Origin of the sequence: Myroides odoratus (assembly GCF_965118575.1) — a bacterium.
GTDB lineage: Bacteria > Bacteroidota > Bacteroidia > Flavobacteriales > Flavobacteriaceae > Flavobacterium > Flavobacterium odoratum_B.
Map to the genome: position 1 here is coordinate 106,704 of NZ_CBCPHW010000001.1, position 16,381 is coordinate 123,084.

Sequence of the window (16,381 nt, forward strand, 5' to 3'; positions counted from 1 at the left end):
AGGGATGAAACAAATACTGAATAACTATACGAAAGAGGTCATTAAAGCAAGAATGCTTCAAAACGCAACTAAACTTTGGGGCGTGAATAATCCAAATGCACTTGACCCTTTCATAACCTTATTAATTGATGCGTTTAGTACGGAAATTTTTAAAGTAAATAATGATATAGAACATATTAAAGGAAGTATTTTAGAAAAAATAGCTCGTTTGTTGACCCCAAGTATTTATACGTATCCAAGGCCAGCACATGCTATAGCGATTGGTAATCCAGAAGAATCGAAAGAAGTTTTATGGCCTTATCAGGAATTTTTTACTAAAAAAGTATTTACCTCAAATGTAAAAAATGCCTCTGATCTTAAGCTTAATATTCCCTTTACATCAGTTGATACTGTCGATCTAGTCAAAGCACAATTGAGCTATCAGATAATGGGAGATATGTTATGGGAATATGATGCATTTTATAATAGAATCCCTATCGAAAAACTAGCACAACCTATGAAGCACAATCAACTGTTTCTGGCCGTTGATTTTAGTGCATATGAAATGGAACATACCCCCGACCATCTTAGTCTATATTGTGATAATCCAACCTGTGAAAACCAGGAATTTATCTACCAATTATTGCCTTTTGTCTCTGTATATATAAAAGATAAACAAGTAAACGTAACAGCGGGATTGTCCTATCCCGATAAAACAAGTAAACGAGGACATGAAGCTACTTTTGAAGGTTATTCTATTGAAAGTCGGATACAAGAACATATAAAGGCTATTTATGCCGAAAAATTTATAGAATTGAGCGGATTTAAGTGTAAAACCACGGATTTAAAGCAAGCGGATTTATCCAAGGGAATCGAATTTTTAGCTAAGAATAATGAAACTGAAAAGAGGTTTAAAAACAAGAAATTACTTTGGATTCAAATCGATTTTCCTCCACAATATTCAAAGGAAATTATTGAAGGTTTTACCTTTTATTTAAATGCTTTTCCTATTTATAACAGAGGATGGAGAGAGAATGAGTCTAGTTTAGATATTATGGGAAATACGATTCCTCTTGTTACCCAGGTTGGAGAAGAATTTCTGTACACAAGTAAAGTAGTAGATAGTTACGACCGAGAATACAATGAAATTCCTTTTTCAGAAAACAGTACTGTGATTCAAGGACGCTATACCGTTCGCAAAGGCGGAATGGAGCGTTTTAGTGAACGCAATGCCCTTGATTTGATTAATCAAGTAATTGAATTAACCCGGGATGAAGTTTCTGCTTTCGGCAGTATTGATAGAGATAAAGTGATTGAAACCCTTCGAAATATGGTCTTTCAGATGCGTGCTTTAGATCAAAAAGTAAAAACAGTTACTAGTACGGTCCCTAGTGATGTAAATTATGTTATTGTAGAACCCGTAGCTGATACAGAATATGTAAAAGCCTCTTATTGGATTACCCAGTGTGCTTTGGCAAATAATATACGAAAAGGGGTGCAGCTTACACAACAAAACAAAGCGTTTACCAATGTTAATAAATATATAGTGCTGCTGAATACCACTCAGGGAGGAGAAAGAGAAAAGACAGGTACGGATGCGATTCAGGCTTATAAATACGCTTTAACGACTAGAGATAAGATTATTTCGAAAGAAGATATTAAGAGTTATTGTAAAATGATTCTACAAGAACAATGTAAGGAAATTCGCGTTTCGAAAGGCCTTAAGATTAGCAATAAACCAAAAGAAGGATTTATTCGCACAGTAAATATTGAAATACATATTGACAATAAGGAAGAATTCAGCAATCAATATTGGATAGACTATGCTCAGAGTTTAAAAAATCAGATTGCCCATAGAGCTATCGATGGAATTGAATATGTGGTACAGTTTAAAAGAGAAATTTTTAGTGAAGATGCTTAAAGAATGGACGATTTTAATCAAATATATGAAGCGGGTTATAATGACCTAAATACAGATTACAAAGCAGAGATAATAGCTTATAATATCTGGAAGAACTACAAAGGAATAAATGGTGTTTTTTTAAAAAGATTAGGAAGTCACCCTAGAAGTTTTCATAAAGACGTAAAGAGAATCAGACCTGAATATATTGATGTTAAAGAAAAAATAGTCAGTGTAGAGAGTTATAGAGAGGGAATTTACGATTATCTCCCAGAGGGAATTTTTCATCCACCCTCCTTAAAAAAAGCAAGACAGAATATTACAGAAGTTGTTGAGCAAATCAGATATGAAAAGAGGGTAGAACAAAAAGGGAGAATGTTTTTTCAACCTTTTGAGTTGGAAGTGTATTTCAGTCATCTAAAAGCGTTAGACCTAGCAGATAGCTTTGACAGAATTGATAAGCGAGATCAGTTTCTAAATATGCTTGAAGAACTCTGGCCTCTTTTAAAACTTCTGGATGATAAAAATGCTAGAATATTTGCTTGTTTACTGCCTTATTTTCACGCATCAAGAGGAAAGAAACACTGGTTAGAAAAATGTTTAAGTGCATTTTTGAAAATACCAGTGAATATAAGCTTTACTCCCAATAAAATAATTGAATTTGACCATTTATCAACTGCATTTGTAGTTGGTGAAATGCGACTAGGACTAACCTGTGTTTTAGCAGAAACTCATTTTGATGGGGAAAGAAATTGGAAGTTTGCATTAGGACCTATCGCCTATGAAGAACTTCATCTATACGCAAAAGGGAGCCCTTTAATGACTTTATTAAGCACAATCTATGAGTACTGTTTACCTATCACCACTACAGCAATAGAAGAGCTTGTAACGCTTAAAAACGAACATTCATTTCGAGTAGGCAATAAGAACAATAGTGTATTAGGGTATTCAACCTATTTATAATTTTTAAAATAAAATAGTTATGTATATAGAATTCATAAAAGCCTATTTTTTAAACTATTTAATACTGCCAATCCTATTGCTAGGACTTGTTATATTACTGGGTTTTTTGAAAAAGAAAATACAATTTATTAAAACGAAAGAATTGATTGTCTACGTCTTAGTTAGTGTATTGATCCTAGCGCTACCTGGTTTTCTGGGTTTTTATGGCAATGCGTTTAATCCCTATGGGTATTTAATAGCAAGTAGTTTTTACTTTTTATTTGGTATGGTACACGTAAATCAAGTTTTTAAGCGATTTCAAGGCAAAGATATACCAGAGTGGCAATCCCTGTCATTTGAGGGGATTCTTACTGCGCTAAACTTGCTCTTTGGGATGTATTTGTTTACCTATATTTTCGATTGGGTAAGCCCTTTTAAAGGCTATGCCTTTATTTCGGCAACTTGTAGTATATCGTATTTAATTCCTTTGTTTTTCTATTACAGTTACCTTCAATTTTTAAAAATTCCTTTTAGTATTTATAAAACCTGGAGGTATGAAAAAAACAAACAAACGACCGATTTTGAGGGAATAGATTTTAATAAACTACTGGTAGTTACGGTTGAATTAGCAAAAAATGTTAAGGATGGAAATCAGTTTAGAATTAAGGCGAAAACCTTGTCTTCAGGTGTAACTTTTGGAGACTGGTTTCACAAAGTTTTAGAGGATTATAATTATAAGAATGGGACAACTACGATTGAATTAAGCAGGGACAACGGCGAGTATTATGATTGGGTATTTTATCTCAAACGATCTCTTTTTCACTTTAAGAAATACATTGATTTTGATTTAGATATTTCCCAAAACAAGATTAAAGAAAATGACATAATCATTTGCAAACGAGTCAGTGAATACAAATAAGATTTAAACTAATTTTTATGATAAAATCAATAAAATATAAGGCCGTTAACTGGGTGGATGGGATGAAAATTTCCCAGATGCATTTAGATGCGTATACCAATTTTACGCTTGATCAGTTAAGAGATGTAAGTTCCTTGTTTATCAATCCTTTTAATTATGGTTTATTGCCCCTAGGAGATAAGAATCAAGAGCAAGTTATTTTTGATGTATCTACTACCTTAACAGGAGATGTGCAATTGACAATCAAAAACTGTAGTGCGATAACTTTAGCTGGTTTTAGAATTGATCTTTCTGATTTTACAACGAATTTAAAAGCTTTAATTCCTCCAGTAAAAGGAGAATTAGAAGAGCCAGCTCTGACGTATTATTTGATTATTTCAGTCAATCCCTTTGATAAAGTACCCCATGGAGCTATTGATTTCGAAGAAACTCCTCCTCGTCAACCTTATACGAAACCAAGCTACCATATAGAGCTTATGCCCGTATTGTCCTTAGACGCTGGAATGTCAACGAGTGGAGGGAATTTTATCCTACTTGGCAAGGTGCAAATGCAAGGAGGTAATATTCTGTTGGATGTAAATTTTATACCACCTTGTACAAGTTTATTTAGTCACCCAAGGCTTCAAAATTGCTATCATAGTATGGCGAAAACGATGGATATTCTTCAAAAATATGCCATAAAAATTGTTCAAAAGAATATTAATTACAGTCAAAATGCAAAACTCGCATCCAATATAAAGTTACTGTGTCAAGCTTTGATTCATCATATAGGGACTATTTATTTTCATTTTAGAAATAGTATTCCCTATATAGCTCCAATCTATTTTGTAGCGTGTTTTTCTCAATTAGCTATTCAGGTATACCTAGTTACTCAAACTATGTCTCCCGCAGATTTAGAGGAAATGCTTAATTATATTGGTGAATGGAGTGAAATAGCTCCTTATGTGTTTTTAAATCAGTTGTCTGCGGTTGCAGAACTAAAATATCAACACACAACTTGTGGCGCACATTTAGATGAAATTCAGGTTTTGATGGGCAGTTTAGAAAAGATTTTTTTAAAACTAAGCGAATTAGATTATATCGGACAACGCCAGGAAAATATCATTGTAAATGAACAAGAAGTAACTCCTATTTCTAAAGCAAATCGCGGATGGAGTGTGTTAGATTAAAATAAGGAGGGATGCGTTTATTGAATCAATTTATGAAAGGAGTTAAGGTTGCTCTCTCAGTAGGAGGAGCTGTTAGTGTAAAAGAAGATAAAACTCAACCTGAATTCAACTCAATTCAAAGTAAGCAAAATAACGAACAAACGGTCAATGCGATTGACAAACAAGTGACCCAAAAAAAAGAAAAACGAAGTACTAATTTAGATAAAAACAAGACTATGGCAATGTTTAATTATGGTGTTGGCGGTAACGAAATTAAAGTTGACGCTAACGAAGCAATTCAAGAAATTCAAGGTAATAAGAGCCTATTAGTAGCTAAGCTTACTACAGAGGAAGTGATGGCTCCCGAAATTGTAACGGGCTTAAAAACAGTAGACGATGTATTCAAGTATTATGCTCCTACCGTTGAGGTTGAACACGAAACTCTTGAAGGACAGACAATCAAGGAAGCATTCAGATTTGCGAATGTAGGAGATTTTACACCAAAAAAAATAGTGGAAAATTCTTCGTTTCTAAAAGGTTTAAAAGTAGATGAAGAACAGTTTAATAAGGTTGTTAAACAATTAAGAATAAATAAAGTACTTCGAAAACTACTAGAAGATGAACAGGCCAAACAGGCCTTTATTGATACCATACAAAGGATTGCAAAAGAATTAGAAGAGGAAAAATAAAAGCTATGGCAAAGTTAGATCAAAAGGTGCAAGGAATTGCAACACAAGAAAAATACGCGAGTGGCAGTCAAGAGAATATTGGAATTGCTCTAGAAAAATTAGGAGGATTTGGATTTGTAGAAACCGTGGTGGAGGGAATGGCAAATATGAACCCCGAACGAAAAGCCCGTAAACAAATTTTCTTAACTGATTCCAGTAAAAGAGAAGAACGGGCGGATTTACTTAAAAACATTAAGCTCTGGTTAGAATTGCTAACATTAAATCAATCGGCAGATGAACTTGTGGATCGATGTAAGCAAAAATCAAGTCACGCTGTACTAAGTTTAAAGCACAATTTGAAGCAAGTTTTACACCAATGTAGAGATTTAGAAGTTTCGTATCGTACGATTGCTCAATTTTATAAAAATACGGAATTGGATAAAGTTGATAATGTCAATATTATCAATGCTTCAATGGATCAAATGACGGATTTAGATAACCCTGTATTTATTGATTATATAGCAGAAGAATTTAAATTGAATTACGATCGTTTGGATTTAAGAGATAACTACTCTTTGTTGTCTATTCCTGGATACCTGGGATCCAATAGTGTTATAGACAAATGGGCGAAAATTTGTAATGAAAATAAAATAATGTTGGTAACAGACTTTGCCAATCTAGATAAGCCCGATGATGTGGTCGATTTATTTCATTCGGCTAATCTAACGAGTGGGGATGTCCATAAAAGTAACGTTATAATGACTTGCAACTGGTTGGTCGCAAGAGGTAAAGCTGAAGAGGTGGGAGAGGAAGAAGATGTGTTTATTGCCCCTTCAACTTCTTTAACAGGAAAGATTTACAAAACGCTAATGTCACAAGTAGCCGCAGGTAAAAAACACGGCGGAATTAACGAGGTGAATGCGGTTAAGTTTGAACTTAAAAAAAGTGAAATTTCTCAATTAGAAAAGATGGGACTTGTCCCTATGGTTAATGAATATGGGAAAATTATGGCATTCTCTGCAAAAACACTATTTGATGGAGAGAATATAGGTCTTCAAACATATTCTGTTGTACGCGTATTTGATTATGTTACCAAGGTATTGTTGGATTTTTTAAATCGAAGAGCATTCGAAAACTGGAATGCCAAAAATGAAGATGATTTACGCAGGCAAATTGTTGTGTTTTTAGATGGTATTAAAGGTGCAGATAAATTAATTGAAAAATTTAAAATTGTTCGTTTTGAACAAGATAAAAACCAAAAAGATCGCGTGTGGTTGGATATTCGTTTAACCCCTTACTTTCCAACAAAGAGCTTCGTAATTAAGTTGGATGGACACAAAGGCGAGGATGGCAATGAGTGGGAAGCAGAATATGTGCAAGAATAGTTTAGATTTCTTAAAGCCCGCAGTTTTTACTTAAACTGCGGGCTTTTTTTGTTTGTCAGTTGCAATCGCTAGTTCATAACGGGATAAACCAAGAAAATTAAAGGGTGTAACAGAAGAACTATATGTCTTTAATGCCTCTTATCAGTTCTCTGTGGATGAGGTATAGCATACGAACGAGCTGGGTCAAGATTCCATGGGCGTTTTTCTTGTTATTTAGCGCAAGAGTTCAATTATGAAAAACGCAATATATATAGTCATTTTAAAGTAAAAATATATGAAAATATTCATTTTAACTTAATTTTTACAGTATAAGTCCCCTATTGTTTTCAAAATGATTTAAAGGAATTGAATTCACTAAAAATTGTAGTTAAGTTTGAGTCAGTAATAATTTTTTAAAATAATAAGTATGGCAGAAAACAATTCAAGAGCTGTGTTAAAATTCAATGGGAGTGAAGCTCAAAAAGTATTAAATCTTAAGTATGGGGTATCTCGTACAGTAGACGTCTCAGGACGTGTAGCATCTGATCCTTCGAATGCACTTATCACAGTTACAGTAGAAGCAACGGATAAATCGGATGTTTTAGAAAGTTTGCTCAACGGCAAGTATAAACCAACGACAGGAGAGATTATCTTCAATAAATCACATGAAGAGGGCACGTTAATTTCTTTAAAATGGACGAATGGCTATGTTATCCAGCATCATGTAGATTTTGATGCTATTAATTCAAATGCAATGTATATAACTTTTGTAGTTAGTGCTGAGCAAATTGATTATGGAAATTCAGCCTACCAAGGTACATGGCCAAGCGCTTAAGTAAAGTGTAAGAGCACTAAAATGCTATTTCCTAATGACCCAGAATAAGAATGAATCTAATTTTACAAATTGTCGCGTAACGGTAAGGTTTACTTCCGATTGTCGCTTAGTATGCTAGTCGATTATTTATTCTGGGTTTTTTTATTCAACATCCGAGATACGCTTTAGGTTATTTACGATGTAGTTATAGCAAGGAATTCTCAACATCGAACGATTCTAATTCATACTAAACTAAATGAGTATGAAAGAAAATATAAAAGACAACTCAATCCCTAACGTTGAGATCTTAACTAATCAATCCCAAGCTTCTTCAAAATCGATAAAGAAGCATTTTCTTCACCAAAAACAATAACACTTCAGCGTTTTATAAAACCCTTTAGTATATGACACATAAAACTTCATTCAAAGATAAAGAACTAGGCCAAATATTTTTGCCTAGAGAAGATTTAGAGCAAATAAAAACGGATAATCCGCTTGTTATAAGCAATGCAAAGGCAATCACTAATCATTCTATTTTTGGAATAAATCATTTAGTTGATTTGAAAATAGTAGTAGAAGGTACAGCATTAAAAAATTTCAAAGATTTTCAATTAAACCAAAGTATAAAAGGGCATCATACGTTTGTTTTAACTTTAAATAACGATGCGTTAGGAGAGATAGAAACCTATCAAATGATGCATACGCAAGAATTATTAGGCAAGCGCATTTTGGTGCGGTTTAATTTTAAGCATACCAAGAAAAAACCAGAACGAGATTTTATAGGTATCATTACCGAAGTGAGTTTTGAACAAACACAAGGAAATCAAGGTTATAGTATTATTAAAGGATATAGCCCAACTATTTTATTAGATAAAGCGCCTCATATTCAGAGTTTTGGAGGTAGTAACTCTATTTCTCTGCCTACGATTGTTGATCAATTGCTAGAAGAGGGGTACACACAAAAAGGGAAGTATCACTATGCTATTCAATCTTCTAAAAACAATTATCTGCCCTATAGCTGTCAGTATAACGAGTCTGCGTATAACTATTTAGCACGGACGGCAGAGGCGTATGGAGAACAATTTTTTTATGACGGAGAAACCCTCTACTTTGGAGATATTCCTTTCATGGAAGATCCTATACCGTTGATTTATGGACGGGACATTGACCAAGTAAAAGTGAGTTTGTCTGCGCAACATATCAATCGAGAGCTTTATGGTTATAGCAGCTTGACTAATGAGAAATTAAGTGCAATAGGAGATACTAAATTGCAAATCAAAGGAACCTTAGCAAAGACGGCTTATGAAAAATCACAACGTATTTTTACTGCCCCTTCTTTGCAGGCAGCCCCTATAAAAGCATCTACAAATCAAGATATTACTCAAGCACAACAAGGGCTTATCGGTAGTGTAGGTACCAATGTCTTTGTGATTTCTGGCACAACAACAGTTCCTTTTTTATATCCAGGTTGTATTATCAAACTCAGTATGCTTCAACCTTATCACAAAGAAAGCCTTTATTTCACAAAGCTTATGATAACTAGCATTAACCATATGGTGGATGTATTGGGTAAGTATAAAGGGTATTTTGAAGCAGTCGATGCAGAAACAGGATTTATTCCTCGGATTGCGTATAAGAATCCCCTAACGGAACAACAAATAGCGACCGTTGTAAGTAATACGGATCCACAAAATAAAGGACGTGTACAAGTTAGATTTGATTGGCAAAATGCAGATATAAATACAGCGTTTATTCGAGTGATGGCTCCAGATGCTGGAAGCAGTGATACGGTAGATACCAATCGTGGTTTTGTGGCTATTCCAGAAGTAGGGGACCAGGTCATGGTCGGTTTTTTAAATCAACATCCAGACAGACCTTTTGTTATGGGCGGGTTGTTTCATGGAACAAGTAGTTCTGGTGGAGGAAAAGACAACAACAGCAAGAGTTGGAGCAGTAAAAGTGGGCATCGTATTGAATTCAACGATGCAGGAGGCATTAAAATAATAGATAAGAAAAAAAATATAATGGAGCTTGATGGCGAGGGAAATGTCAACATAAAAAGCGCGAAATCGATTGTATTACAAGCCGGAAGATCGAGCTTGATACTAGAAGAACAAGGGAAAATTACAATAGAGGGACTGGAATTGTCAATTAAAGGAGAATCCATAACAACAGTTGCAACAACTAAATTAATAGAACAAAGCGGCGAAGCCAATTTGACTTTGACTTCGGAGGATAGCAACGCTTCTCTTACTTCTAAAACAACGACAATCAGCGGAAAAAATAAGGTAATCGTTAGTGGAGGATTAGATGCAAAACTTGTAGCAGGAGGAACAGCAGCCATACAAGGAGCAATTGTTAAATTGAACTGACAACTATGGAAAGCAATCCAATTCAACAACGCGCGGAAGAGTTTGAATTAAAATACTTAGAGGTTAGTTATTCGGAAGAATATAAGTATTTGGTTTTCCGTACAACGCAAGAAGATGTAGAAATGATAGAAGCCTTTTACGAGTATATGCTTGGGATGGATAATGAGATTGAAGATGTGGTTTTATTATTCCAATCGATTTTATATCAGTCAGACACATATAGTAAAGCATTGGTTGAAGAACTCTTTACCACTACATTTTTGTGGAATTATTCGGATAAACCAGAAGGTATTGAAGATAATCAGGTGAACTGGGAGATGGATTTGAGTTTAACCATGGATAAGAATGTAGCTTCTCTTTTTGTTTCCAATATTAATGCTTTTTGTGAAGCAGTCGAGTTTGAGGCATATTCTAATTTAGTTTGTGTATTAGACTACCAAAATACTAAAGCAAAGCCTATGCTTCAATGGCTAGAAGATCTAGAGAAATTGGATTTACATCCCAAAGTGCGGATTGTATTATCCGATACTTTTGAACAACCGATATTTAATGACTTAGTCAAGTTCGCTCCTCGAGCAACTCGTATTTTGGAACATCGTTTTAGTTTAAATATGGCAATGAAAGAAATTGCGGCTATCGGTGATCCAAAAGCACCCGATACTAAGTATAGATATCACCTGATACAACTCTATGAAGCAATTAGCAAACGACATGAAAAAAATATAACAAAACACGCGACCCTCTGTTTGGATATTGCAGAGAAAAACCAAGCGAAAGATGCGAATTGGTACGTGCAAAAGATGTTTATATACAGTGCATTGAGTGCACATGCGTTTGGAAAAAAAATATATAAGGAAGCTGTACTTTATATTAATCAAGGGATAGATGTATTAAAAAAAGTAGAAGGTGCATTGCCTGAAGAGATGCTATATCGCTTGCTCGGGCAAGCCTATTTGTTTAGAGGGTATTTATTTTTAACGTTAAAAAAATACAGAAATGCCAAGGAGGATTTTTTAAGTGGAGAAATCTATTATAAAGGTTGCCAGGATAGTATTTTGGAAATAGAAGCTTTGCGATTATTAGCAGTTGCAGCGGATAAAGATGGCGATAGGACGGTAAAGTATGAGGCTTTGAATAAAGGAGTGCGTTTAGGTGAAAATCTTACCACCACCTTAGTTGAAGCTTCAACGTATAAATTATTGATCAAAGATGTTTTAGCTTCTAAATATAGTTCTTATGTGTCTGATAAAGAGCTTGATGAAATCATTTCACCTTTATTAGGAGAGCAGTGGCGAGCAAAGACAAAAAATATAAAAAATATAATGTTTAATAAAGATGAGTTATGAGTCAAAGCGATAAAGGATGGTTTGTTGAGTTAATTCAGTGCTTTCCAGAACTGCCTGGAATACTAATGTTGTTACTTGGAATAGTAATTTGGTATTGGTCCATAAAGGGGAATGAATGGATGTTCGATACGGGAGGACCTGGAATATTTAGTAATATAACGTGGGTAAGAAATACGTTCGGTGAAGCCATAGCTAGGCGATTTAATGTGTTGATATCCTGGAGTATAATTGCTTCAGGGATTGTTTTTTTGATTTTGGGAGTCGGGTTGAGAATCGCCAGTATGACAGGAAATAAGTAAACTACGACTTTGATACTATTCAAAGAAATAAACAGCAAAGCAAGTTATATGAATTGTTACGTCTGAAACAATAGTCGCTATGAGAGAAAAAGAATATGTACAAAGCGAAGCACGGAATGCGAATACTGAGGATAAAGAAAATCTAGAAAAAGAAGTAGATTTTTATACGGAGACTTTTACTTCTAAGTATTCAGAACATAGAAATACTTTCCTATCCATCTGGAATAAGGAAAAAAATATCGTTAACGAGCCAAATTTAAATGCGGCTCAAAAAGCTACTGCAACGGTTATAAATGTTGCAGACGGAGCATTAGCAACCTACTCTAAGGTTACGGGGTTTACTAGTCAGCTGAGTGATGCGCTAATGTTGCCGTTGTTAAGAACAGTAAATTTTACGCAAGGAATAGGATGTTTACCTGTCTGCAAACAAATGGATCCTGTAATCAATTTATTTGATATCCATTTGGTTTCTATTCCGCCCTCGTTAGCGCCTATTCCAATGATTCACCCCTTTATCGGCTTCTCATTTCGCCCAAAAGATTTCCTTGCACTAGCTGTGATGACAGCTAGTGTGATGGTTAAAGACGGGCTTGATGCTTCAGTAAACCAACAGGTAGAATTTGATAATTTATCAGAAGAAAACGGGGGAATGATTAACGATACGACCGAATTTGTTACAAGTTTTGCGCGTATTTTTATTAGCAATCTCGGAGCAACAGTTAAAATGGGTATGATTTTACCGCGAACCGTTGCTGGAACACCAATAAAAAGTATCAAACACGTCCCCTTTGGTGCGGGGTTTCATGCGATAGCCAATGCTATAAAGAAAGATCACGGACATGCTTGGGTAGGCAGTATGTTTGTTTTGGCAGATGGTTCTCCGCTAGTTGGAGCTCCTCATTTACAAAATGTATGTTCAGATTTTGGCATAACTTCGATACACGATGCGGGTTCAAAGCCTGATCCTGAAAAAGGAGTACAAGCGAAATTGTATATGCCAAGCGGAATTATTATTCCTATACCTTGGAATGGGATTGTACTTACCAATCCCGTGCCCTGTGCTATTAATCCCGTTCAAATACCTAGATTGTTGATGCGAGCAGGCTTTACTAAGTTAAAGACTATGCGTGCAAAAAAAGTAAAGGACAATACAGAGAAAGAAAAACCTTGTAGTACTATTTCTAGAGCGCTAAATAGAGCAAATGAAAAGATCTTTAATACTAAATATACCAAAGGATTATATAGTAAAATTGACAAAAAATTAAAAACCTATGTGGGTCACCCTGTTGATGTTGTAGGCGGAGATTTATTTACGGATAGCATAGATTTTAAATTTTCGGGGATTATTCCTCTGTCTTTTGAAAGAGTTTGGTATAGTGATAGTGAATACCTTGGCCCTTTGGGACATGGTTGGCATCATAGCTATGATAGGGCTTTATTTATTAATTTGGAGCACCGAAGAGCTCAAGCAAGACTTTGGGACGGCAGATTAATTAACTTCGATAAAATTCCCACTAGAGAGCATCCTAAACCACGTTATCATCGTTCTGAAAAGCTTTGGTTGTGTTACCATGAGGATGGATATTATTACCTCAAAAATCAAAAAGAAGAACTGTATTTATTTCATACAAAAGCTTATATGGATAGACAAGAAGCTTATTTACTATCTGCTATTTGTAATCAAGAGGGATTTACTATTCGTTTTACCTATAATTCGAAAGGGATTCTAACAGAAATAAAAGATACGGTAAATAGAATATATCTATTTGAGAGTGATGAAGAAGGGCATCTTACCAAAGTGTGGACAGAAGGTCTTGAAGGTAGTGCCACTAAAGTGTGTATTGCTGAATATGTGTATAACAATCAAGGAGACATGATAACTCATTATGATGAGATGCGTCAACCTTTACAAATGCAATATAACCGGCATTTGCTAATAAAAGAAACTTGGCGCAATGGGCATCAGTGGTTTTTTAAATATGAAGGCAATAAAATAGGCTCTAGATGTATAGAAACATGGGGTGACGGGGGCATTCAACACTTTAAACTCGCTTATTACCAGGGAGAAACCCACGTGATTGATGGGGAAGCAAACAAAACGATATACAAGCATCAAAATAAATTGGTCTATGAAACTCTAGATGCAAATGGTGGTGTCTGGAAAAAAATGTACAACAAATACAGTGAGCTTGATCGTAGTATAGATTCGTTGGGTCATGTACACAGCTTTATTAGAGATGATTATGGGAATATCACTAAGATTATTTTACCCGATGGACAGTTTACTCAAATTAACTATAAAGAATCCGATTATCCCTATTTACCTACAGAACGCATTGATGCTAAGGGTGGGGTGTGGCAGTATTTCTACAATAGAGAAGGGCGAATTCGAGAAATGATAAACCCATTACAAGCGAAAACAAAGTGGAAGTATAATGCAGAAGGACTTCTAGTTTCCATCCTAAGCGGACTAGGAGTAAGTACACAATTAGAATATGACAAACAGTATAATTTGTCAGCTATCAGTAGCCCCACAGGAAATAGAATGCGCTATCAATATGATTTGTGGAATCGCTGTACACATACTATCAATGCAAATGGAATACAACAAAAAAGAATATTAGATAGACTTGGTCGAGCCGTTGCAGTTCATGATTTTGATGGTACTATTATTCAACTGAAATACGATGCACTTAATAATATAATTGAATACGAAGACCAAAACCGGCATATTCACTTTAAATATAAAGGCATTCACAAGTTGATTTGGCGCAGTGAGGCTGGCAATGCTATTAGTTATAGTTATGATTCGAATGAACGGCTGCGGGAAATTAAGAATGAAGAAGGACATATATATCAGTTTGGTTTAGATGCTATTGGGCATGTGGTACATGAAAAAGCGTTTGATGGCATAGAAAAAAGATTCAAACGCAATGAAGTAGGATGGATTACAACCATTCAGCGCCCCGATAATCGATGGACACACTATGAATATGATGAAATGGGGCGTGTTACCCAAGTTAAGTATAGTGATAAGAGCTGTGAAACCTATACCTATGAATCTGGGCTTTTGAGTCAAGCGATAAATGAGGCGGGTGTTTTATCTTTGCAGTATGATGTATTAGGTCAGGTTATTGAAGAAAGATTTAATACCAAAAAGGTTCAATCTACCTACGATGCTTATGGGCGACGTACAAATTTAAGTAGTAGTCTAGGGGCAAATTTAGAACATCGGTTTGATGCCTTAAATAATAGGATAGAAAGCCATTTCAATGATTGGAAGGTACATAAGGAATATGATTCTTTTGGAATGGAGAACCTAAGAATCTATAGTGGAGGTATTCAACAGGCATGGGAATATGATAAAATAGGACGTGTAAAAGAGCAACGCATACATAGACTAAAGTGCTCTAATTATTCAGTACCTCATTTTTATAGACAATATATATGGGATCAAGGAGGTTTACTGTGCCAAATTACGGACCAAGGAGTTCAACATACCTATTTTCAACATGATAAAAGAGACTTTTTACAAGGGGTCATTTACCAAGGAAATGAAAAAATTGAAAGAGGGGTAGATGCCAGTGGCAATTTATACAAACAGTTGGATTGTAAAGATAGATCTTATAAAATCAATCGATTAGAAGAAACAAAAACGGCTAAATATCAATACGATAGAGAAGGTAATTTAGTAGAAAAAATTGAGAAACTGACAGGTAAAAACTGGACATATCAATGGAATGGTGCGGGTATGCTTAGTAGAGCGATCTCTCCAGAGGGTGATATCGTAGATTTTCAATATGATGCACTTGGCAGACGGGTGAGTAAGTGCTGCCGTGAGGCCACAACGCACTATGTTTGGGAAGGGGATGTTGTATTGCATGAATACAAAACCTTTGATGTAAATGCCTCAACAACAGATGATATTATTACTTGGGTATTTGAGCAAGATAGCTTTGTACCCATGGCTAAGATTAAAGGAGATAAGAAATACAGTCTTGTGACTGATCATTTGGGAACACCTATACTTGGCTATTCTGATAGAGGGGAAAAGATATGGGAACGTGAGCTGGATAGTTTCGGAAAAGCGAGAATGGCCGTTGGTGATGAGGAATTTTGTAATTACCTTTATCAAGGTCAGATGTATGACAAAGAAACGGGTTTAGCCTATAATCGCTTTCGTTACTACGATCCAGAAATTGGAAACTACATCAGTCAAGATCCAATCGGACTTGAAGGAGGGAATCCTACGTTATATGGATATGTTGGGGATCCTACGATTTGTATAGATGTGTTTGGGTTAGATCTTACTGACCAAATGACTTTTAGGGAGGCATTTAGGAGAGCGAAACAACAACTAAGAATTCCTAGACACATAAGTACACCAGAAGCGGTTTTCGTTTTTGATAAGCAGTATGAAAATAGAACAGTTTGGGCTTTTGGTGGAGATCATAAAGGAAAATATATAATTATGCATCAAGACGACAAATTCGGAAGAGGGGCTCATTTACATACGGCTGATGGTGCAAAAGGAGATCCTAAATTGGCTGGAAAATACAACCAGCATCGGGGACATATACCTGAAAATAGTAAAGGATTAAGTAATGTTCAAAAACATACGTATCAATAA

11 protein-coding genes are annotated in these 16,381 nt (G+C 35.2%); all 11 read left to right on the forward strand.

What is annotated here, in order from left to right:
• The first annotated feature begins 4 nt into the window (after positions 1–4).
• The 11 genes from ACMHJ2_RS00495 to ACMHJ2_RS00545 all read left to right on the forward strand — a co-directional run bounded on the left by ACMHJ2_RS00495 (position 5) and on the right by ACMHJ2_RS00545 (position 16,381).
• Positions 5–1,900 carry a type VI secretion system baseplate subunit TssF gene (locus tag ACMHJ2_RS00495; RefSeq protein ID WP_413511001.1) on the forward strand — a complete coding sequence of 632 codons (1,896 nt, stop codon included), beginning with the start codon at positions 5–7 and terminating at the stop codon, positions 1,898–1,900.
• A 3-nt stretch (positions 1,901–1,903) separates the two neighbouring features.
• Complete coding sequence (locus ACMHJ2_RS00500) at positions 1,904–2,842, forward strand: hypothetical protein (protein ID WP_413511002.1); 939 nt, start codon at positions 1,904–1,906, stop codon at positions 2,840–2,842.
• A 19-nt stretch (positions 2,843–2,861) separates the two neighbouring features.
• Positions 2,862–3,740: a TssN family type VI secretion system protein gene (locus ACMHJ2_RS00505; protein ID WP_413511003.1), complete on the forward strand. Its 879-nt coding sequence runs from the start codon at positions 2,862–2,864 to the stop codon at positions 3,738–3,740.
• A 17-nt stretch (positions 3,741–3,757) separates the two neighbouring features.
• A complete protein-coding gene (locus tag ACMHJ2_RS00510; protein ID WP_413511004.1) occupies positions 3,758–4,909 on the forward strand; it encodes a hypothetical protein in 1,152 nt (383 codons plus the stop codon).
• An 11-nt stretch (positions 4,910–4,920) separates the two neighbouring features.
• Positions 4,921–5,577 carry a hypothetical protein gene (locus ACMHJ2_RS00515; protein ID WP_413511005.1) on the forward strand — a complete coding sequence of 219 codons (657 nt, stop codon included), beginning with the start codon at positions 4,921–4,923 and terminating at the stop codon, positions 5,575–5,577.
• A 5-nt stretch (positions 5,578–5,582) separates the two neighbouring features.
• Positions 5,583–6,941 (forward strand): DUF5458 family protein, encoded by a 1,359-nt coding sequence (locus ACMHJ2_RS00520; RefSeq protein ID WP_413511006.1) that lies wholly within the window; start codon positions 5,583–5,585, stop codon positions 6,939–6,941.
• Between the two features lie 406 nt (positions 6,942–7,347).
• Positions 7,348–7,755: a type VI secretion system tube protein TssD gene (gene tssD, locus ACMHJ2_RS00525; RefSeq protein ID WP_413511007.1), complete on the forward strand. Its 408-nt coding sequence runs from the start codon at positions 7,348–7,350 to the stop codon at positions 7,753–7,755.
• Between the two features lie 383 nt (positions 7,756–8,138).
• Entirely contained in the window at positions 8,139–10,106 is a 1,968-nt protein-coding gene (locus ACMHJ2_RS00530) for a type VI secretion system Vgr family protein (protein WP_413511008.1), read from the forward strand.
• Between the two features lie 5 nt (positions 10,107–10,111).
• On the forward strand, positions 10,112–11,452 hold the full coding sequence (locus ACMHJ2_RS00535) for a hypothetical protein (RefSeq protein WP_413511009.1): 1,341 nt from the start codon (positions 10,112–10,114) through the stop codon (positions 11,450–11,452).
• Positions 11,449–11,751 (forward strand): hypothetical protein, encoded by a 303-nt coding sequence (locus ACMHJ2_RS00540; protein ID WP_413511010.1) that lies wholly within the window; start codon positions 11,449–11,451, stop codon positions 11,749–11,751. Before ACMHJ2_RS00535 ends, ACMHJ2_RS00540 begins: the two co-directional genes overlap by 4 nt.
• A 79-nt stretch (positions 11,752–11,830) precedes the next feature.
• Positions 11,831–16,381 (forward strand): RHS repeat-associated core domain-containing protein, encoded by a 4,551-nt coding sequence (locus ACMHJ2_RS00545; protein WP_413511011.1) that lies wholly within the window; start codon positions 11,831–11,833, stop codon positions 16,379–16,381.

Coding starts and splice junctions, on each gene's coding strand:
- ACMHJ2_RS00495 (WP_413511001.1), top strand. CDS start 5: ATGAAACAAATACTGAATAACTATACGAAAGAGGTCATTAAAGCAAGA.
- ACMHJ2_RS00530 (WP_413511008.1), top strand. CDS start 8,139: ATGACACATAAAACTTCATTCAAAGATAAAGAACTAGGCCAAATATTT.
- ACMHJ2_RS00545 (WP_413511011.1), top strand. CDS start 11,831: ATGAGAGAAAAAGAATATGTACAAAGCGAAGCACGGAATGCGAATACT.
- ACMHJ2_RS00500 (WP_413511002.1), top strand. CDS start 1,904: ATGGACGATTTTAATCAAATATATGAAGCGGGTTATAATGACCTAAAT.
- ACMHJ2_RS00540 (WP_413511010.1), top strand. CDS start 11,449: ATGAGTCAAAGCGATAAAGGATGGTTTGTTGAGTTAATTCAGTGCTTT.
- ACMHJ2_RS00535 (WP_413511009.1), top strand. CDS start 10,112: ATGGAAAGCAATCCAATTCAACAACGCGCGGAAGAGTTTGAATTAAAA.
- ACMHJ2_RS00520 (WP_413511006.1), top strand. CDS start 5,583: ATGGCAAAGTTAGATCAAAAGGTGCAAGGAATTGCAACACAAGAAAAA.
- tssD (WP_413511007.1), top strand. CDS start 7,348: ATGGCAGAAAACAATTCAAGAGCTGTGTTAAAATTCAATGGGAGTGAA.
- ACMHJ2_RS00510 (WP_413511004.1), top strand. CDS start 3,758: ATGATAAAATCAATAAAATATAAGGCCGTTAACTGGGTGGATGGGATG.
- ACMHJ2_RS00515 (WP_413511005.1), top strand. CDS start 4,921: ATGCGTTTATTGAATCAATTTATGAAAGGAGTTAAGGTTGCTCTCTCA.
- ACMHJ2_RS00505 (WP_413511003.1), top strand. CDS start 2,862: ATGTATATAGAATTCATAAAAGCCTATTTTTTAAACTATTTAATACTG.